Annotated in this window: 17 protein-coding genes and 3 pseudogenes; 7 read left to right on the top strand and 13 right to left on the bottom strand. The window is 54.5% G+C overall.

All coding sequences use genetic code 11. From position 1 onward, the window contains the following. Window positions 1-735 precede the first annotated feature (735 nt). From E4Z61_RS00155 to E4Z61_RS00170, 4 genes and pseudogenes are all read right to left on the bottom strand, one after another. Window positions 736-1,020 (bottom strand): hypothetical protein, encoded by a 285-nt coding sequence (locus tag E4Z61_RS00155; protein WP_053389728.1) that lies wholly within the window; start codon window positions 1,018-1,020, stop codon window positions 736-738. 324 nt (window positions 1,021-1,344) lie between these two features. Continuing rightward, window positions 1,345-1,692 carry a thermonuclease family protein gene (locus E4Z61_RS00160; RefSeq protein WP_227525328.1) on the bottom strand — a complete coding sequence of 116 codons (348 nt, stop codon included), beginning with the start codon at window positions 1,690-1,692 and terminating at the stop codon, window positions 1,345-1,347. Between the two features lie 41 nt (window positions 1,693-1,733). Then, window positions 1,734-2,570 (bottom strand): annotated as a pseudogene (locus tag E4Z61_RS00165) (Tn3 family transposase); the annotation flags it as partial. Between the two features lie 277 nt (window positions 2,571-2,847). Further along, entirely contained in the window at window positions 2,848-3,852 is a 1,005-nt protein-coding gene (locus tag E4Z61_RS00170) for an IS110-like element IS4321 family transposase (protein WP_000427623.1), read from the bottom strand. 137 nt (window positions 3,853-3,989) lie between these two features. Here E4Z61_RS00170 and E4Z61_RS00175 point away from each other — a divergent pair, with 137 nt between their 5' ends. Then, the gene (locus tag E4Z61_RS00175) at window positions 3,990-4,694 is read left to right on the top strand and encodes an IS6-like element IS26 family transposase (protein ID WP_001067834.1); all 705 of its coding nucleotides are present in this window, start codon (window positions 3,990-3,992) and stop codon (window positions 4,692-4,694) included. A gap of 189 nt (window positions 4,695-4,883) precedes the next feature. Here the strand turns inward: E4Z61_RS00175 and aph(3')-Ia are convergent, their stop codons facing one another. Then, window positions 4,884-5,699: an aminoglycoside O-phosphotransferase APH(3')-Ia gene (aph(3')-Ia, locus tag E4Z61_RS00180; RefSeq protein ID WP_000018329.1), complete on the bottom strand. Its 816-nt coding sequence runs from the start codon at window positions 5,697-5,699 to the stop codon at window positions 4,884-4,886. A 150-nt stretch (window positions 5,700-5,849) separates the two neighbouring features. Between aph(3')-Ia and E4Z61_RS00185 the strand changes: the two genes are divergently transcribed. The 3 genes from E4Z61_RS00185 to E4Z61_RS00195 all read left to right on the top strand — a co-directional run bounded on the left by E4Z61_RS00185 (window position 5,850) and on the right by E4Z61_RS00195 (window position 8,741). Continuing rightward, complete coding sequence (locus tag E4Z61_RS00185; RefSeq protein ID WP_001067855.1) at window positions 5,850-6,554, top strand: IS6-like element IS26 family transposase; 705 nt, start codon at window positions 5,850-5,852, stop codon at window positions 6,552-6,554. A gap of 9 nt (window positions 6,555-6,563) precedes the next feature. Further along, complete coding sequence (locus E4Z61_RS00190) at window positions 6,564-7,658, top strand: Tn3 family transposase (protein ID WP_420808687.1); 1,095 nt, start codon at window positions 6,564-6,566, stop codon at window positions 7,656-7,658. Between the two features lie 78 nt (window positions 7,659-7,736). Further along, the gene (locus tag E4Z61_RS00195; RefSeq protein WP_000427619.1) at window positions 7,737-8,741 is read left to right on the top strand and encodes an IS110-like element IS5075 family transposase; all 1,005 of its coding nucleotides are present in this window, start codon (window positions 7,737-7,739) and stop codon (window positions 8,739-8,741) included. Window positions 8,742-8,994: 253 nt separating this feature from the next. Here E4Z61_RS00195 and E4Z61_RS23985 read toward each other — a convergent pair. Next, a pseudogene (locus E4Z61_RS23985) lies at window positions 8,995-9,099 on the bottom strand (Arm DNA-binding domain-containing protein); the annotation flags it as partial. Window positions 9,100-9,428: 329 nt separating this feature from the next. Between E4Z61_RS23985 and sul2 the strand changes: the two are divergent. From sul2 to E4Z61_RS00220, 3 genes are read left to right on the top strand one after another with little or no spacing between them, the layout of a single operon-like run. After that, window positions 9,429-10,244, top strand: a complete 816-nt coding sequence (gene sul2 / locus E4Z61_RS00210) for a sulfonamide-resistant dihydropteroate synthase Sul2 (protein ID WP_001043260.1) — start codon at window positions 9,429-9,431, stop codon at window positions 10,242-10,244. Between the two features lie 60 nt (window positions 10,245-10,304). Continuing rightward, entirely contained in the window at window positions 10,305-11,108 is an 804-nt protein-coding gene (gene aph(3'')-Ib / locus E4Z61_RS00215; protein WP_001082319.1) for an aminoglycoside O-phosphotransferase APH(3'')-Ib, read from the top strand. Next, complete coding sequence (locus E4Z61_RS00220) at window positions 11,108-11,944, top strand: aminoglycoside O-phosphotransferase APH(6)-Id (protein WP_000480968.1); 837 nt, start codon at window positions 11,108-11,110, stop codon at window positions 11,942-11,944. The genes aph(3'')-Ib and E4Z61_RS00220 overlap by 1 nt, the downstream gene beginning before the upstream one ends. 106 nt (window positions 11,945-12,050) lie before the next feature. Here the strand turns inward: E4Z61_RS00220 and E4Z61_RS00225 are convergent. The 7 genes and pseudogenes from E4Z61_RS00225 to E4Z61_RS00255 form a co-directional block, all read right to left on the bottom strand. Then, a pseudogene (locus E4Z61_RS00225) lies at window positions 12,051-12,455 on the bottom strand (IS91 family transposase); the annotation flags it as partial. 111 nt (window positions 12,456-12,566) lie between these two features. Continuing rightward, entirely contained in the window at window positions 12,567-12,872 is a 306-nt protein-coding gene (locus E4Z61_RS00230) for a LysR family transcriptional regulator (protein ID WP_001255015.1), read from the bottom strand. Between the two features lie 27 nt (window positions 12,873-12,899). Then, window positions 12,900-14,114: a chloramphenicol/florfenicol efflux MFS transporter FloR gene (gene floR / locus E4Z61_RS00235; RefSeq protein WP_044862717.1), complete on the bottom strand. Its 1,215-nt coding sequence runs from the start codon at window positions 14,112-14,114 to the stop codon at window positions 12,900-12,902. 216 nt (window positions 14,115-14,330) lie between these two features. Further along, window positions 14,331-15,215, bottom strand: coding sequence for a DUF3363 domain-containing protein (locus E4Z61_RS23990; RefSeq protein ID WP_001447541.1), 885 nt, complete (start codon window positions 15,213-15,215; stop codon window positions 14,331-14,333). A 30-nt stretch (window positions 15,216-15,245) separates the two neighbouring features. Beyond that, the gene (locus E4Z61_RS00245; RefSeq protein ID WP_001120888.1) at window positions 15,246-16,739 is read right to left on the bottom strand and encodes an IS91-like element ISCR2 family transposase; all 1,494 of its coding nucleotides are present in this window, start codon (window positions 16,737-16,739) and stop codon (window positions 15,246-15,248) included. 210 nt (window positions 16,740-16,949) lie between these two features. Next, window positions 16,950-17,174, bottom strand: coding sequence for a hypothetical protein (locus E4Z61_RS00250; RefSeq protein WP_000743213.1), 225 nt, complete (start codon window positions 17,172-17,174; stop codon window positions 16,950-16,952). Next, complete coding sequence (locus E4Z61_RS00255) at window positions 17,171-17,908, bottom strand: recombinase family protein (protein ID WP_001446887.1); 738 nt, start codon at window positions 17,906-17,908, stop codon at window positions 17,171-17,173. The genes E4Z61_RS00250 and E4Z61_RS00255 overlap by 4 nt, the downstream gene beginning before the upstream one ends. Window positions 17,909-17,976: the final 68 nt, after the last annotated feature.

Consider the following 17,976-nt stretch of genomic DNA (forward strand, 5'->3'; position numbering starts at 1 on the left):
GATAACACGCCCGTAAGCGGTCCTAACGGCCCGCTAACGCGGAGATACGCCCCGACTGCGGCTAAGCCTTGTCGTGACCACTCCGACGGCGCACATAGCTTTCTGTACAGCCTGTTTGCGGATTATGGCTTAACAGGGGGAAGGGATGGATTGGTGGAACCTATCAGAACTGTAACCGGCTACGCCGGGCAACGGCGCCACTCACTTTCAGTGTAATATTTAACATCTGTTGGCGCCTTTATGCCGCCACGCGGCATAATTATTCTCCGTTTATACCGGTAGCCGCTGGAACTGCCGAAATTTCCGTTGAGCATAAATTTTAGCGTTCGACAGCATGTGTACAAAAGACCTCGTCAACAAGACAACAAAGTAATAGCTGTTTGTAGCGTAAATATTCAGGGGTGATATTTATGGGTTAGTGTTTTTTACGGGACAACTACAGTAATATGTGATACCGATGCAGTGGATATTATTAACGGTATCGACTATGTATCAAATAGCTGGATAAAAGTAATAGTTGAATAAGGTATCAATACCCGTAATCTTACGTTCAAACCACCAAAATGGGGGGTATCATGTGCAAACTAAACAAAGTTCCTCTCAGAGTACTGGATGATGAGGAAAAGAACTACGCGCTGAACGAGGGAAAGTTTGGGATAGGGTTTTGAGGGAGTACAACGTGTGGCATAGCTCAGGTGGCGAACAAGCGTCCGCCATCCCTAAAAGGTATGGGCTTCAGATGGATTGTTTTCTCGAATTCTTATACTTTGTAAAAATAACTTTGTTGAAAACAATATTAATAACCCAGCAGATAAGCACTCCTAAAAAAGCTGCACCATAGATGCGTTGGTTCGGATCTGTAATCCAGTTTAATGGCCACACCGCATCAATTTGCGAATTATTATTTGACACAATTAGTTGAATTTCAGATAAACATGCGTAAGAAAAGGAAAACGTTATTACATACAGGACTGCAAAATAAAATGGTTTAGGAAAGGTTCTGTCACTCTTCTTATTCATTTTAGAACTCCTGAGGAAATTGTTAATGATATATATTTAATTAGACTTGTTTCTACTGCACATATATAAATTTATAGGTTATGTTCTGATATGTCCATTAGTTTTAACTTAAGTGCATTTTATTTCCGTCAATATATATCTGCGTGTTGCTATGTATAACAGGAAAAGAAAGGAGAAGGACGCGCACTGGCACTGGCAGTCAAATCGGCCGCCTGGCATCGTGAGAACTCGTAGCACAGGATGCAGGCATTTTCACACAGGCACAGGTAATCGGTTTCCCCTGCTGTCGGCAACGTTCGGATTCAGGGCGTCATTGAGAGAGCCTTATCCCTGATGTTGCTTCCGCCAACGCCAGGGTTCTGTCTGGTCGGGGGCTGACCAGAGTCCGATTGCCAGACGTCTGGCTTCGTCTTCGAGGGCAGCGTAGTCAGGTTTGATGGGTTTTCCGTGATATCGGTACGCCCAGGCCAGTCCCTTACGGATCTGTTCGGCATTCACGTCCTTAGCGTCAAGCCACACCGTACCCAATAGCCGTCCATAACGATCCGTATCTCCTCCCGTGACGGTTACGGTTCGCTGCGCCACCATCGATGAAAGAGCCTGACGGGAGCGCTGGCCAAAGGGCTGGCTCTTTTCGGGTGCATCAATGCCGGCCAGACGAACACGGGTCACTCTGTTCCGGGGTTCGAGGTTCAATCGTGTAAAAAACCACGTTAAGGCAATAATTCATTGTTTGAATTGAAATTTAATGGCCTCAACTCTCCCTTCAGAATATTTTCCGGCAGCGTGAACGTATAATGTCCCAGCATGTTGATATGACCGTACATCAGTGGCGACAGGCGTGAGATATGCTCGTCTTCCGGGATCTCACCAGCGCTGCGCAAATGTGATAGCGCTTCCTGCATATAAAGCGTGTTCCACAATACAACTGCGTTAGTGACAAGCCCCAGCGCACCCAGTTGATCCTCCTGCCCCTCACGGTAACGTTTTCTAATCTCACCACGTTGGCCGTAACAGATCGCCCTTGCCACGGCGTGACGGCCTTCTCCCCGGTTAAGCTGAGTCAGTATCCTGCGACGATATTCTTCATCATCAATGTAGTTGAGGAGGTACAGCGTCTTGTTGACCCGTCCCACCTCCATAATCGCCTGCGCCAGCCCTGACGGACGGGAACTTTTTAAAAGCGAGCCCACAAGTTCTGAGGCGTGGACTGTACCCAGCTTCAGAGAACCGGAAACCCTCATCATTTCATCCCATTGGGTTTCTATCTTTGACAGTTCAACGCATCCCCGCGCCAGCTCATCCAGTACCCCGTAGTTCGCATTTTTATCTGCACGCCAAAATACCGCCTCACCGGCATCTGCCAGGCGGGGCGAAAACTGGTAGCCCAGCAGCCAGAACAGGCCAAAGATAATGTCGCTGGACCCTCCAGTGTCCGTCATAATCTCCACCGGATTCAGCCCCGTCTGCTGCTCCAGAAGCCCTTCCAGCACAAAGATAGAGTCACGCAACGTACCGGGGATAACGATGCCGTGAAAGCCGGAATACTGGGGGTCGCCTCAGAAAACGGAATCTATGGTCACTCCCGTTTTTGCAACACCGATTTTGACGACAAGTTGGCTTGCTTGAATCTATCCGGCGTCTGAATGGGATTTTATTCCCGCGCCTTGATGAGTTCCGCGCCTGATGAACCTCCAGAAAATATACGGCTTCAATGAGCCTTTCCGTTTTACAGGTTCCTCAACAGGCCGGTGGGCCGTTAGTATCATCAATATCAGTATTCGCAAAACCAGATCAGTAATTCTTTAAACCGGTGTATTTCTGCCGTTATGCTACATAAGTTTGCTGTCGTGCCGTTAGGGCCCAGGCTATTCTGGCCAGCTTGTTTGCCAGAGCACAAGTGACGACAAAGTTGCTTTTCCGGCACAGTAAATCCCTGACCCAATCGGCCAATTTGCCAGACTGGTGTTCCAGTTTTTGTATGAATACCCTGGCACATTGAACCAACAAAGTTCGGATCTTTTTATTACCTCGCTTACTAATTCCCAGCAATGTCGTCCTACCTCCCGTGCTGTACTGCCGAGGTACAAGCCCTGTTGCCGCCGCAAAGTCACGGCTGCTGGCGTACTGCTTCCCGTCGCCAATCTCAGTTGAAATAGTACTCGCTGTCAGTGTTCCGACGCAGGGAATGCTCAGCAAGCGCTGTCCAACCTCATCTTCGTCCAACTTTCGTTTCAACTGGGATTCCAAATCTTTAATCTGCTCAACAAGATAGTGATAATGCTGTTGTAATTTCAGCAATAACTGGCTGAGGTAAAGAGGCAAACTATTATCCTCAAGAATGGTACTCAGTCGGCTAATAACGGCAGCTCCTCGGGGAACGCTAATGCCAAATTCCAGCAGAAAAGCATGCATTTGATTGGTTGTTTTTACCTTATCCTGAACCAGGGATTCACGGACACGATGCAGAGCCCGCATTGCCTGCTGAGATTCCGTTCTGGGCTGCACAAAACGCATAGACGGACGCGATGCAGCTTCACAAATAGCTTCGGCGTCGACAAAGTCGTTTTTATTGCTTTTAACGAACGGGCGGACAAATTGTGGTGATATCAGCTTTGGGGAATGCCCCAACTCTTCCAACTTGCGTGCCATAAAGTGAGAACCGCCACAGGCTTCCATTGCGATGGTTGTAGCGGGGCATGTCGCCAAAAATTCGATCAACTTTGGCCGGGTAAATTTTTTACGGTAAACAGCCTTCCCGCGACGATCCTGGCAATGAATATGGAAAGAGTTTTTACCCAGATCGATACCAATGAGCGCAATGTTTTCCATGATAGTTCTCCGAATGAAAGCCTGTCCTCAGCATAGTACCGGGAAGGAGGGAGTGACCATCTCATTAAATAAAGGGCACTGTTGCAAATAGTCGGTGGTGATAAACTTATCATCCCCTTTTGCTGATGGAGCTGCACATGAACCCATTCAAAGGCCGGCATTTTCAGCGTGACATCATTCTGTGGGCCGTACGCTGGTACTGCAAATACGGCATCAGTTACCGTGAGCTGCAGGAGATGCTGGCTGAACGCGGAGTGAATGTCGATCACTCCACGATTTACCGCTGGGTTCAGCGTTATGCGCCTGAAATGGAAAAACGGCTGCGCTGGTACTGGCGTAACCCTTCCGATCTTTGCCCGTGGCACATGGATGAAACCTACGTGAAGGTCAATGGCCGCTGGGCGTATCTGTACCGGGCCGTCGACAGCCGGGGCCGCACTGTCGATTTTTATATCTCCTCCCGTCGTAACAGCAAAGCTGCATACCGGTTTCTGGGTAAAATCCTCAACAACGTGAAGAAGTGGCAGATCCCGCGATTCATCAACACGGATAAAGCGCCCGCCTATGGTCGCGCGCTTGCTCTGCTCAAACGCGAAGGCCGGTGCCCGTCTGACGTTGAACACCGACAGATTAAGTACCGGAACAACGTGATTGAATGCGATCATGGCAAACTGAAACGGATAATCGGCGCCACGCTGGGATTTAAATCCATGAAGACGGCTTACGCCACCATCAAAGGTATTGAGGTGATGCGTGCACTACGCAAAGGCCAGGCCTCAGCATTTTATTATGGTGATCCCCTGGGCGAAATGCGCCTGGTAAGCAGAGTTTTTGAAATGTAAGGCCTTTGAATAAGACAAAAGGCTGCCTCATCGCTAACTTTGCAACAGTGCCAATTTATGAGTAAAGGATTATGTCCACGATAAGCACCTGGGTCGATTCCTGGGAGGCGGCCATGAGGGTAGGGAAGCGCCGTCCCGTCAAGTCAGCGTAATGCTCTGCCAGTGTTACAACCAATTAACCAATTCTGATTAGAAAAACTCATCGAGCATCAAATGAAACTGCAATTTATTCATATCAGGATTATCAATACCATATTTTTGAAAAAGCCGTTTCTGTAATGAAGGAGAAAACTCACCGAGGCAGTTCCATAGGATGGCAAGATCCTGGTATCGGTCTGCGATTCCGACTCGTCCAACATCAATACAACCTATTAATTTCCCCTCGTCAAAAATAAGGTTATCAAGTGAGAAATCACCATGAGTGACGACTGAATCCGGTGAGAATGGCAAAAGCTTATGCATTTCTTTCCAGACTTGTTCAACAGGCCAGCCATTACGCTCGTCATCAAAATCACTCGCATCAACCAAACCGTTATTCATTCGTGATTGCGCCTGAGCGAGACGAAATACGCGATCGCTGTTAAAAGGACAATTACAAACAGGAATCGAATGCAACCGGCGCAGGAACACTGCCAGCGCATCAACAATATTTTCACCTGAATCAGGATATTCTTCTAATACCTGGAATGCTGTTTTCCCGGGGATCGCAGTGGTGAGTAACCATGCATCATCAGGAGTACGGATAAAATGCTTGATGGTCGGAAGAGGCATAAATTCCGTCAGCCAGTTTAGTCTGACCATCTCATCTGTAACATCATTGGCAACGCTACCTTTGCCATGTTTCAGAAACAACTCTGGCGCATCGGGCTTCCCATACAATCGATAGATTGTCGCACCTGATTGCCCGACATTATCGCGAGCCCATTTATACCCATATAAATCAGCATCCATGTTGGAATTTAATCGCGGCCTCGAGCAAGACGTTTCCCGTTGAATATGGCTCATAACACCCCTTGTATTACTGTTTATGTAAGCAGACAGTTTTATTGTTCATGATGATATATTTTTATCTTGTGCAATGTAACATCAGAGGGCACTGTTGCAAATAGTCGGTGGTGATAAACTTATCATCCCCTTTTGCTGATGGAGCTGCACATGAACCCATTCAAAGGCCGGCATTTTCAGCGTGACATCATTCTGTGGGCCGTACGCTGGTACTGCAAATACGGCATCAGTTACCGTGAGCTGCAGGAGATGCTGGCTGAACGCGGAGTGAATGTCGATCACTCCACGATTTACCGCTGGGTTCAGCGTTATGCGCCTGAAATGGAAAAACGGCTGCGCTGGTACTGGCGTAACCCTTCCGATCTTTGCCCGTGGCACATGGATGAAACCTACGTGAAGGTCAATGGCCGCTGGGCGTATCTGTACCGGGCCGTCGACAGCCGGGGCCGCACTGTCGATTTTTATCTCTCCTCCCGTCGTAACAGCAAAGCTGCATACCGGTTTCTGGGTAAAATCCTCAACAACGTGAAGAAGTGGCAGATCCCGCGATTCATCAACACGGATAAAGCGCCCGCCTATGGTCGCGCGCTTGCTCTGCTCAAACGCGAAGGCCGGTGCCCGTCTGACGTTGAACACCGACAGATTAAGTACCGGAACAACGTGATTGAATGCGATCATGGCAAACTGAAACGGATAATCGGCGCCACGCTGGGATTTAAATCCATGAAGACGGCTTACGCCACCATCAAAGGTATTGAGGTGATGCGTGCACTACGCAAAGGCCAGGCCTCAGCATTTTATTATGGTGATCCCCTGGGCGAAATGCGCCTGGTAAGCAGAGTTTTTGAAATGTAAGGCCTTTGAATAAGACAAAAGGCTGCCTCATCGCTAACTTTGCAACAGTGCCCTTGGCTGCAAGCCTGGCACATCCGCGACGAAACCTACGGGGCGGCGCTGGCCGATCTGGTCAACGCACAGTTCCGCCATCCCTTCGCCGAGCACTGGGGCGACGGCACCACCTCATCGTCGGACGGCCAGAACTTCCGCACCGGCAGCAAGGCCGAGAGCACCGGCCACATCAACCCGAAATACGGGAGCAGCCCAGGGCGGACGTTCTACACCCACATTTCTGACCAGTACGCGCCATTTCACACCAAGGTCGTGAACGTCGGCGTGCGCGATTCGACCTACGTGCTCGACGGCCTGCTGTACCACGAGTCCGACTTGCGGATCGAGGAGCATTACACCGACACGGCGGGCTTCACCGATCACGTCTTCGCCCTGATGCACCTCCTGGGCTTCCGCTTCGCGCCGCGCATCCGCGACCTGGGCGACACCAAGCTCTACATCCCGAAGGGCGACGCCGCCTATGACGCGCTGAAACCCATGATCGGCGGCACGCTCAACATCAAGCACGTCCGCGCCCATTGGGACGAAATCCTGCGGCTGGCCACCTCGATCAAGCAGGGCACGGTGACGGCCTCCCTGATGCTCCGAAAGCTCGGCAGCTACCCACGCCAGAACGGCCTGGCCGTGGCGCTCCGCGAGCTGGGCCGCATCGAGCGCACGCTGTTCATCCTGGACTGGCTGCAAAGCGTGGAACTGCGCCGCCGCGTGCATGCCGGCCTGAACAAGGGCGAGGCGCGCAATGCGCTGGCCAGGGCAGTGTTTTTCAACCGCCTGGGTGAAATCCGCGACCGCAGTTTCGAGCAGCAGCGCTACCGGGCTAGCGGCCTCAATCTGGTAACGGCTGCCGTCGTGTTGTGGAACACGGTCTATCTGGAACGGGCTGCGCACGCGCTGCGTGGCAACGGCCATGCCGTTGATGACGCGCTGTTGCAGTACCTGTCGCCGCTCGGTTGGGAGCACATCAACCTCACCGGCGATTACCTCTGGCGCAGCAGCGCCAAGATCGGCGCGGGCAAGTTCAGGCCGCTACGACCGCTGCAACCGGCTTAGCGTGCTTTATTTAATGAGATGGTCACTCCCTCCTTCCCAGTACTATGCTGAGGACAGGCTTTCATTCGGAGAACCATCATGGAAAACATTGCGCTTATTGGTATCGATCTGGGTAAGAACTCTTTCCATATTCATTGTCAGGATCATCGTGGGAAGGCCGTTTACCGTAAAAAATTCACCCGACCAAAGCTAATCGAATTTCTGGCGACATGCCCGGCAACAACCATCGCGATGGAAGCCTGTGGCGGTTCTCACTTTATGGCACGCAAGCTGGAAGAGTTAGGGCATTTTCCAAAGCTGATATCACCGCAATTTGTCCGCCCATTCGTTAAAAGCAACAAAAATGACTTCGTTGATGCTGAAGCTATCTGTGAAGCAGCATCACGTCCATCTATGCGTTTCGTGCAGCCCAGAACCGAATCTCAGCAGGCAATGCGAGCTCTGCATCGTGTCCGTGAATCCCTGGTTCAGGATAAGGTGAAAACAACTAATCAGATGCATGCTTTTCTGCTGGAATTTGGTATCAGCGTTCCGCGAGGTGCTGCCGTTATTAGTCGACTGAGTACCCTTCTTGAGGACAGTAGTTTGCCTCTTTATCTCAGCCAGTTACTGCTGAAATTACAACAGCATTATCACTATCTTGTTGAGCAGATTAAAGATCTGGAATCTCAGTTGAAACGAAAGTTGGACGAAGATGAGGTTGGACAGCGCTTGCTGAGTATTCCCTGCGTTGGAACGCTGACTGCCAGTACTATTTCAACTGAGATTGGCGACGGGAAGCAGTACGCCAGCAGCCGTGACTTTGCGGCGGCAACAGGGCTGGTACCCCGACAGTACAGCACGGGAGGTCGGACGACATTGTTAGGGATTAGCAAGCGGGGCAACAAAAAGATCCGAACTTTGTTGGTTCAGTGTGCCAGGGTATTCATACAAAAACTGGAACACCAGTCTGGCAAGTTGGCCGACTGGGTCAGGGAGTTGTTGTGTCGGAAAAGCAACTTTGTCGTCACCTGTGCTCTGGCAAACAAGCTGGCCAGAATAGCCTGGGCACTGACGGCGCGACAGCAAACTTACGAAGCATAAAGGCAGAAATACACCAGTTTAAACAATCATTCATCTGGTTTTGCGAATACTGATATTGATGATACTAACGGCCCACCGGCCTGTTGAGGAACCTGTAAAACGGAAAGGCTCATTGAAGCCGTATATTTTCTGGAGGTTCATCAGGCGCGGAACTCATCGAGGCGCGGGAATAAAATCCCATTCAGACGCCGGATAGATTCAAGCAAGCCAACTTGTCGTCAAAATCGGTGTTGCAAAAACGGGAGTGACCATAGATTCCGTTTTCTGAGGCGACCCCCACATAGAGACCTTCCCGGTCATTCACTTTGTAGAGTTTGTCCCTGGGCTTGAGATTGCGCAGCTTGGTATCGGTCAGCATGTACCTTGTCCTTCTTCGTCTCCGATACCCACTCTATTGTAAACAAGACATTTTTATCTTTTATATTCAATGGCTTATTTTCCTGCTAATTGGTAATACCATGAAAAATACCATGCTCAGAAAAGGCTTAACAATATTTTGAAAAATTGCCTACTGAGCGCTGCCGCACAGCTCCATAGGCCGCTTTCCTGGCTTTGCTTCCAGATGTATGCTATTCTGCTCCTGCAGCTAATGGATCACCGCAAACAGGTTACTCGCCTGGGGATTCCCTTTCGACCCGAGCATCCGTATGAGACTCATGCTCGATTATTATTATTATAGAAGCCCCCATGAATAAATCGCTCATCATTTTCGGCATCGTCAACATAACCTCGGACAGTTTCTCCGATGGAGGCCGGTATCTGGCGCCAGACGCAGCCATTGCGCAGGCGCGTAAGCTGATGGCCGAGGGGGCAGATGTGATCGACCTCGGTCCGGCATCCAGCAATCCCGACGCCGCGCCTGTTTCGTCCGACACAGAAATCGCGCGTATCGCGCCGGTGCTGGACGCGCTCAAGGCAGATGGCATTCCCGTCTCGCTCGACAGTTATCAACCCGCGACGCAAGCCTATGCCTTGTCGCGTGGTGTGGCCTATCTCAATGATATTCGCGGTTTTCCAGACGCTGCGTTCTATCCGCAATTGGCGAAATCATCTGCCAAACTCGTCGTTATGCATTCGGTGCAAGACGGGCAGGCAGATCGGCGCGAGGCACCCGCTGGCGACATCATGGATCACATTGCGGCGTTCTTTGACGCGCGCATCGCGGCGCTGACGGGTGCCGGTATCAAACGCAACCGCCTTGTCCTTGATCCCGGCATGGGGTTTTTTCTGGGGGCTGCTCCCGAAACCTCGCTCTCGGTGCTGGCGCGGTTCGATGAATTGCGGCTGCGCTTCGATTTGCCGGTGCTTCTGTCTGTTTCGCGCAAATCCTTTCTGCGCGCGCTCACAGGCCGTGGTCCGGGGGATGTCGGGGCCGCGACACTCGCTGCAGAGCTTGCCGCCGCCGCAGGTGGAGCTGACTTCATCCGCACACACGAGCCGCGCCCCTTGCGCGACGGGCTGGCGGTATTGGCGGCGCTGAAAGAAACCGCAAGAATTCGTTAACTGCACATTCGGGATATTTCTCTATATTCGCGCTTCATCAGAAAACTGAAGGAACCTCCATTGAATCGAACTAATATTTTTTTTGGTGAATCGCATTCTGACTGGTTGCCTGTCAGAGGCGGAGAATCTGGTGATTTTGTTTTTCGACGTGGTGACGGGCATGCCTTCGCGAAAATCGCACCTGCTTCCCGCCGCGGTGAGCTCGCTGGAGAGCGTGACCGCCTCATTTGGCTCAAAGGTCGAGGTGTGGCTTGCCCCGAGGTCATCAACTGGCAGGAGGAACAGGAGGGTGCATGCTTGGTGATAACGGCAATTCCGGGAGTACCGGCGGCTGATCTGTCTGGAGCGGATTTGCTCAAAGCGTGGCCGTCAATGGGGCAGCAACTTGGCGCTGTTCACAGCCTATCGGTTGATCAATGTCCGTTTGAGCGCAGGCTGTCGCGAATGTTCGGACGCGCCGTTGATGTGGTGTCCCGCAATGCCGTCAATCCCGACTTCTTACCGGACGAGGACAAGAGTACGCCGCAGCTCGATCTTTTGGCTCGTGTCGAACGAGAGCTACCGGTGCGGCTCGACCAAGAGCGCACCGATATGGTTGTTTGCCATGGTGATCCCTGCATGCCGAACTTCATGGTGGACCCTAAAACTCTTCAATGCACGGGTCTGATCGACCTTGGGCGGCTCGGAACAGCAGATCGCTATGCCGATTTGGCACTCATGATTGCTAACGCCGAAGAGAACTGGGCAGCGCCAGATGAAGCAGAGCGCGCCTTCGCTGTCCTATTCAATGTATTGGGGATCGAAGCCCCCGACCGCGAACGCCTTGCCTTCTATCTGCGATTGGACCCTCTGACTTGGGGTTGATGTTCATGCCGCCTGTTTTTCCTGCTCATTGGCACGTTTCGCAACCTGTTCTCATTGCGGACACCTTTTCCAGCCTCGTTTGGAAAGTTTCATTGCCAGACGGGACTCCTGCAATCGTCAAGGGATTGAAACCTATAGAAGACATTGCTGATGAACTGCGCGGGGCCGACTATCTGGTATGGCGCAATGGGAGGGGAGCAGTCCGGTTGCTCGGTCGTGAGAACAATCTGATGTTGCTCGAATATGCCGGGGAGCGAATGCTCTCTCACATCGTTGCCGAGCACGGCGACTACCAGGCGACCGAAATTGCAGCGGAACTAATGGCGAAGCTGTATGCCGCATCTGAGGAACCCCTGCCTTCTGCCCTTCTCCCGATCCGGGATCGCTTTGCAGCTTTGTTTCAGCGGGCGCGCGATGATCAAAACGCAGGTTGTCAAACTGACTACGTCCACGCGGCGATTATAGCCGATCAAATGATGAGCAATGCCTCGGAACTGCGTGGGCTACATGGCGATCTGCATCATGAAAACATCATGTTCTCCAGTCGCGGCTGGCTGGTGATAGATCCCGTCGGTCTGGTCGGTGAAGTGGGCTTTGGCGCCGCCAATATGTTCTACGATCCGGCTGACAGAGACGACCTTTGTCTCGATCCTAGACGCATTGCACAGATGGCGGACGCATTCTCTCGTGCGCTGGACGTCGATCCGCGTCGCCTGCTCGACCAGGCGTACGCTTATGGGTGCCTTTCCGCAGCTTGGAACGCGGATGGAGAAGAGGAGCAACGCGATCTAGCTATCGCGGCCGCGATCAAGCAGGTGCGACAGACGTCATACTAGATATCAAGCGACTTCTCCTATCCCCTGGGAACACATCAATCTCACCGGAGAATATCGCTGGCCAAAGCCTTAGCGTAGGATTCCGCCCCTTCCCGCAAACGACCCCAAACAGGAAACGCAGCTGAAACGGGAAGCTCAACACCCACTGACGCATGGGTTGTTCAGGCAGTACTTCATCAACCAGCAAGGCGGCACTTTCGGCCATCCGCCGCGCCCCACAGCTCGGGCAGAAACCGCGACGCTTACAGCTGAAAGCGACCAGGTGCTCGGCGTGGCAAGACTCGCAGCGAACCCGTAGAAAGCCATGCTCCAGCCGCCCGCATTGGAGAAATTCTTCAAATTCCCGTTGCACATAGCCCGGCAATTCCTTTCCCTGCTCTGCCATAAGCGCAGCGAATGCCGGGTAATACTCGTCAACGATCTGATAGAGAAGGGTTTGCTCGGGTCGGTGGCTCTGGTAACGACCAGTATCCCGATCCCGGCTGGCCGTCCTGGCCGCCACATGAGGCATGTTCCGCGTCCTTGCAATACTGTGTTTACATACAGTCTATCGCTTAGCGGAAAGTTCTTTTACCCTCAGCCGAAATGCCTGCCGTTGCTAGACATTGCCAGCCAGTGCCCGTCACTCCGCGGTCTTCACTGCGTGATCGAGTTGATCGACACCCGCCGTGACACGCTCCATGAAGTGCCTGCCTGCGTCTGTTAGCCGAACGCCCCGCGCATGGCGCTCAAATAGCAGGACACCAAGGTTATCCTCCAGCGCTTTCACACGCGCGCTGACGCTCGACTGGCTGATACCAAGTGCCTTGGCCGCATGCCGAAAATTCAGATGCTCGGCGACGGCGATGAACTGAACAAGGGAAATGAGCGGTATCCTGCCAGACAGGATACCGACATTCACGAGGTTTCGATGGTTAGTGCGCCGCATCGGAGCGGGCCTGCTACCAGTCGTCGGTTAGACGACTGGCGACTTCTCGGTGGCAGCCCCACGGAGCCGAAGGAGCACCAGCCCCAACGAAACCAGTACCGCCATCGCCGTGGCGTAACAGATCACGGGCCACGCTGTGTCACCGTTTAAAAGTGCCACCGCCAATGTCCCGACAATGCTGACTATCAGGCTTTGAACGCAGAAGTAGAACGCGACCGCTGATCCCGCGATGTCGTCGAACTCTGCCAAAGCGCCGTTCGCGGTAACGGACACCGTGAAGACAATACCGACCGCGACAACCCACATCGGTAGGATGAAGGTGAGGAATGACGGCGAGCCGTAAAGTTCGCCGATCCCCAACAGGACCGCTCCGCAAACAAGCAACGCCATCCCACGCGCCACGCATCCTGCGATGCCCCATCTGGCGACAAAGGACTTCGCGAAACGGGTTGTCACGATCATTACAAGCGCGACAGTGGCGAAGGCAAAGCTGAATCCGATCTCGGAATATTCCGCTTGGCCTATGAGCACACTGGGAGCCGTCGAGAAGAAGACGAAGTAGGTGCCCATACCGGCGCTAAAGCCGACAGTGTAAACCCAAAAAGCCGGACTCGCGAAGATCGGCAAGACAGATCGGCGCGTCTTGACTTGATCCAGAGGGCGGGTTTCGTGCCACCTGAAACCCGCATTTAGGAGTGCGAGCATCGCCAGTATAGCCAAAGTAATGAATATCGCCTGCCATCCCAAGAACTCGCCGATCAATGCTCCGGCGATAGGGCCGAGCGCAGGCACGAACGCCAGCATCGAACTGAAAAGGCCGTAGATGACGACACCCTCAGGACGGTTGGCATAAACGTCGCGAACCGTCGCGAACGTCGCCACCAGCATGGCCGACGCGCCCACTGCTTGAAGTAGACGGAAAGCGACAAAGGCCGGTGCAGTTGAAGACCAAGCTGCTCCCAGAGACGCAATGACGAAAGCCGTTGCGCCCGCAAGTAGAATTGGCCGTCGCCCGATTCTGTCTGAGAGCGGACCAAAAATCACCTGGCCCACGCCGAGCATCACCATATAGAGGCTCAACGTGAGTTGGATCATAGCGGGCGTCGTGTTCAGGATGCCGGGCATCGCTGGAACGACAGGGAGATAAATATCCATCGCCAGTGAAGCGAGGATGTCGAAAGGAGCCATCAGCAGCAGTGCTGCCGGCAGCGTATAGGCCCACGCGGGGCGTGTGGTGGTCATGACGAATCAACCCTCGATTAAGGAATACCGGGCGACGTCTGCTCGTCAGCAATCAGATGAGACTAGCCTTACAGAGCGCCGCAACAACAATACTGGTTGTTGCGGCTTACTTGTCTGCTGACTTGGAATTTCCCATCTGATTACTCCACGCTTACGAATATGAATTGCTACATTTTATCCGATTATCTTTTGCTTCGCAATGCGGCATGGGCGCACTCAGCGTTCCAGCCCCCTCTGCCGCCCTAACTGCCACGACACCGACCCGCCCTGCACGATGCCCATAACCTCGCGGCCGAGTTGGCGGTCGATGATCGGCCGCCACGGGACAAGGGTGAACTCATGGGATTTCTCGACCACGGCGAACTTGCCGCTCGATAGATGCACGGTTCCGGTAAACTTGCCGCTGACGCTCTCGCCGTCCGTGGCGGCGCGGAACGGCAGGCCCTTACTCAAAGCCATATCCGATCCGACGCCGGCTACCTCGCGCTCCCGCAGGATGGCGAGAAGGTTGCGCCGGTAGAAGACGCGGCTGTCCCGGCTGCGGGTGGCGTCGCCCTGTTCGATATGGTGCTCGCGGCGCTGGTCCATGGCTTCGCGGACTTGTTGCCCGAAGCCGGTTGGCGCAAGGTCGGCCGTCTCGCCGTGGATCAGCCGCCGGTCCAGCCAGGTCGCGCCGTCCGATCCGATCTGTTTGTTCAGATCGACCGGGGAAAGGACGCGAACGCTGGCCTGACTGTCTCGGCCGGCGTCATGGGCGGCGGCACGGCTGACCAGATCATCGGGGATGCGCCATTGGTCGGCGTCGATCCGCTCGACGATACCGGCCCGGCGTAGCGCCTCCAGCCGGCGCACATGGGCATCGACATAGCCCTCATAGTCGCCGCCTGGAACGCGGCACGTATAGGAAGAATAAACGCCCTTTTCACCCAAGTCCAACAGCTTTGGACCGCAGTTGACTCTTTCGACACCCCTGCGATGCAACCCAATCCGGCTGACGGGGAGCCAGCAACGCTGAAAATTTACCCTCCTCTTTCCCACTAGCGGCTCCTTTTCCGACAACCAGCACGGCGGATCCCTGCCGCGGCGCTGTGAACGCAGCATTTTGATTGGTATCGTTGGCCTTCAGGCTCGTCAGTCAAACAGACCCAGGAGCAGCTCAGCCGGTGGCGCCCGGCTTTCGGGTAACGCCCTGGTCCCGCTGGTTTCGGCTTTGTGCTTCAGGTGATCAAGGATCTGCTTGATCACTATAGGGTCTTCAATGCAGGCGATGACTTTCATGGCGCCGCCGCAGCCGCTGCAGGTCTCGATGTCGATATTGAAAACACGCTTGAGCCGTTGCGCCCATGTCATCGACGCTCGCCGTTGTGCTGGTGTTGCCGGTTCATCAGCCACCCTGACCTTGTTGCCCCTGCCCCGTTTTGCCGGCGTGACCAACGCCCGGTGCCGACTGTTGGGTGCGAACACCCCGTGGAAGCGGGTTAGGTTGACTCTGGGCTTCGGTACCAGGGCGGCCAGCCTTGCAATGAAATCCAATGGTTCGAAAATGACGTGCGTGGTGCCGTCCCGGTACGGCGTCTTGAGCTGGTAGCGCACGTTGCCGCCTCGTGTTAACGACAGCCGCTTCTCGGATACCGCCGGGCGGCTGATGTACCGGCACAGCCGTTCGAGCTTCTTGCGTTCATCGGCCCTGGCCGCCACGCCGGCGTGCAGGCTGGACCCGGCTACCTTGCCAATCCCGTCACCGAACGGATCACCACTGGTCGGCAGAGTTTGCAAAGTGAACACCTTTCGCCCCGCCTGTGAACCGACAGCGATACGGTAAGTGATCGAGTGCCCCAGCAGGGGTGTCATCGGGTCGTCATCCACCGCATCCGAGGCCAGATAGCTGTTTTCGACATCCCGTTCCAGCAGGCCTTGCCGTTCCAGATAGCGACCCACCCGGTGGGCGATGGTGTGCGTCAGCTGGGTGAGCTCTGGGCTGGTCGGCGCCTTGACCCAGCGGAAACGCGCTGAGCCGTGGGATTGCTCGACATACACACCGTCGAGAAACAGCATGTGGAAGTGAACATTCAGATTGAGCGCCGATCCAAAACGCTGGATCAGGGTGACCGCGCCCGTCTTGGCCACTTGGTGGGTATGGCCCGCTTTCTTGACCAGGTGCGTGGCAATGACGCGGTAAACGATGCCCAGCACCCACCCCATGATCTCGGGCCGGCTGGCAAACAGGAAACGCAGCTGAAACGGGAAGCTCAACACCCACTGACGCATGGGTTGTTCAGGCAGTACTTCATCAACCAGCAAGGCGGCACTTTCGGCCATCCGCCGCGCCCCACAGCTCGGGCAGAAACCGCGACGCTTACAGCTGAAAGCGACCAGGTGCTCGGCGTGGCAAGACTCGCAGCGAACCCGTAGAAAGCCATGCTCCAGCCGCCCGCATTGGAGAAATTCTTCAAATTCCCGTTGCACATAGCCCGGCAATTCCTTTCCCTGCTCTGCCATAAGCGCAGCGAATGCCGGGTAATACTCGTCAACGATCTGATAGAGAAGGGTTTGCTCGGGTCGGTGGCTCTGGTAACGACCAGTATCCCGATCCCGGCTGGCCGTCCTGGCCGCCACATGAGGCATGTTCCGCGTCCTTGCAATACTGTGTTTACATACAGTCTATCGCTTAGCGGAAAGTTCTTTTACCCTCAGCCGAAATGCCTGCCGTTGCTAGACATTGCCAGCCAGTGCCCGTCACTCCCACTCGATTGTAAACAAGCACACAAAACCCTTTAGTGACAACAATTTGCAAGAACTATCAGGCTCAGTGCCATGAAAAATACCATGACCAGATCATGAGGTTGAACACGGCTTGCGCCGGCAGCGTTCACGCTCCTGGTCGGCGATCTCGCCCGGCTGCAATGCTAGCTCAGCATCGGTCATGCGCTCCAGCACGTCGCGTAGGCGGATGGTGCAAGGAATGGGCGGCAGCTCGAACTCATAGCCGCCGGCGATCATTTCGGCCGCAATCTCCTCGGTGATGAAAAACGGCTCGTCGTCTTGGTTCGGCTTCTTCATGCCCTTTCCTCCTGGCGCTCATCCTGGCCGACAGCGGCCAGGGCATCGGCTTCCGTCAATGCGTCCTCCACGAACGCGCCGTGCTGCTTCGCTTCGGCCTGGCTGACCTCGGCCCATATCCGTTTCACCTGGGCCGCACTGTACCCGGCCAGCTCGGCGGTCTTGTTGATGCTGTAGCCGGACTTGCGCAGCGCGACAACTTGGGCGCGGCGCTTCGGATCAGCACGGCGGCCCTTGTACCGCCCGGCCTGGCGGGCCAACTCAATGCCTTGGCGCTGGCGTTCGCGCCTGTCCTCGTAGTCGTCGCGGGCCATCTGCAAGGCCAGGCGAAAAAGCATGATCTGCACGGCTTCCAGCACGATCTTGGCGACGCCCTGGGCCTCGGCCGCCAGGTCGGATAGATCGACCACGCCAGGGACGGCCAGGCTTGCGCCTTTGGCCTGTATCGAGGCCACCAGGCGCTCGGCCTCGGGCAAAGGTAGGCGGCTGATGCGGTCGATCTTCTCGGCAATGACCACCTCGCCGGGCTGTAGGTCGCCGATCATGCGCAGCAGCTCAGGCCGGTCGGCGCGTGCGCCGGATGCCTTCTCACGGTAGATGCCGGCGACGTAGTAGCCGGCGGCCTTCGCGGCCGTAGTGATCGCCTCTTGGCGTTCCAAGTCCTGCGCGTCGGTGCTGACGCGCAGATAGACCCGCGCCACCATCGGCGCGGCTACTGGCTTCGTCCTGCGCATACTTGCGGGCTCCTTTGGGCATACGCAAAGTGTCCGGTCATGCTACCCCCGGCCAAAAAGGCCGTCAT

Origin of the sequence: Citrobacter tructae (assembly GCF_004684345.1) — a bacterium.
GTDB lineage: Bacteria > Pseudomonadota > Gammaproteobacteria > Enterobacterales > Enterobacteriaceae > Citrobacter > Citrobacter tructae.

Excerpts from the sequence above, each read along its gene's own strand:
- E4Z61_RS00170 (WP_000427623.1), bottom strand. The coding sequence starts at position 3,852 with ATGGAAAACATTGCGCTCATTGGTATCGATCTGGGTAAAAACTCTTTC.
- floR (WP_044862717.1), bottom strand. The coding sequence starts at position 14,114 with ATGACCACCACACGCCCCGCGTGGGCCTATACGCTGCCGGCAGCACTG.
- E4Z61_RS00220 (WP_000480968.1), top strand. The coding sequence starts at position 11,108 with ATGTTCATGCCGCCTGTTTTTCCTGCTCATTGGCACGTTTCGCAACCT.
- E4Z61_RS00245 (WP_001120888.1), bottom strand. The coding sequence starts at position 16,739 with ATGCCTCATGTGGCGGCCAGGACGGCCAGCCGGGATCGGGATACTGGT.
- E4Z61_RS00175 (WP_001067834.1), top strand. The coding sequence starts at position 3,990 with ATGAACCCATTCAAAGGCCGGCATTTTCAGCGTGACATCATTCTGTGG.
- E4Z61_RS00250 (WP_000743213.1), bottom strand. The coding sequence starts at position 17,174 with ATGAAGAAGCCGAACCAAGACGACGAGCCGTTTTTCATCACCGAGGAG.
- E4Z61_RS00195 (WP_000427619.1), top strand. The coding sequence starts at position 7,737 with ATGGAAAACATTGCGCTTATTGGTATCGATCTGGGTAAGAACTCTTTC.
- E4Z61_RS00255 (WP_001446887.1), bottom strand. The coding sequence starts at position 17,908 with ATGCGCAGGACGAAGCCAGTAGCCGCGCCGATGGTGGCGCGGGTCTAT.
- E4Z61_RS00155 (WP_053389728.1), bottom strand. The coding sequence starts at position 1,020 with ATGAATAAGAAGAGTGACAGAACCTTTCCTAAACCATTTTATTTTGCA.
- sul2 (WP_001043260.1), top strand. The coding sequence starts at position 9,429 with ATGAATAAATCGCTCATCATTTTCGGCATCGTCAACATAACCTCGGAC.
- E4Z61_RS00185 (WP_001067855.1), top strand. The coding sequence starts at position 5,850 with ATGAACCCATTCAAAGGCCGGCATTTTCAGCGTGACATCATTCTGTGG.
- E4Z61_RS23990 (WP_001447541.1), bottom strand. The coding sequence starts at position 15,215 with ATGCTGCGTTCACAGCGCCGCGGCAGGGATCCGCCGTGCTGGTTGTCG.
- E4Z61_RS00230 (WP_001255015.1), bottom strand. The coding sequence starts at position 12,872 with ATGCGGCGCACTAACCATCGAAACCTCGTGAATGTCGGTATCCTGTCT.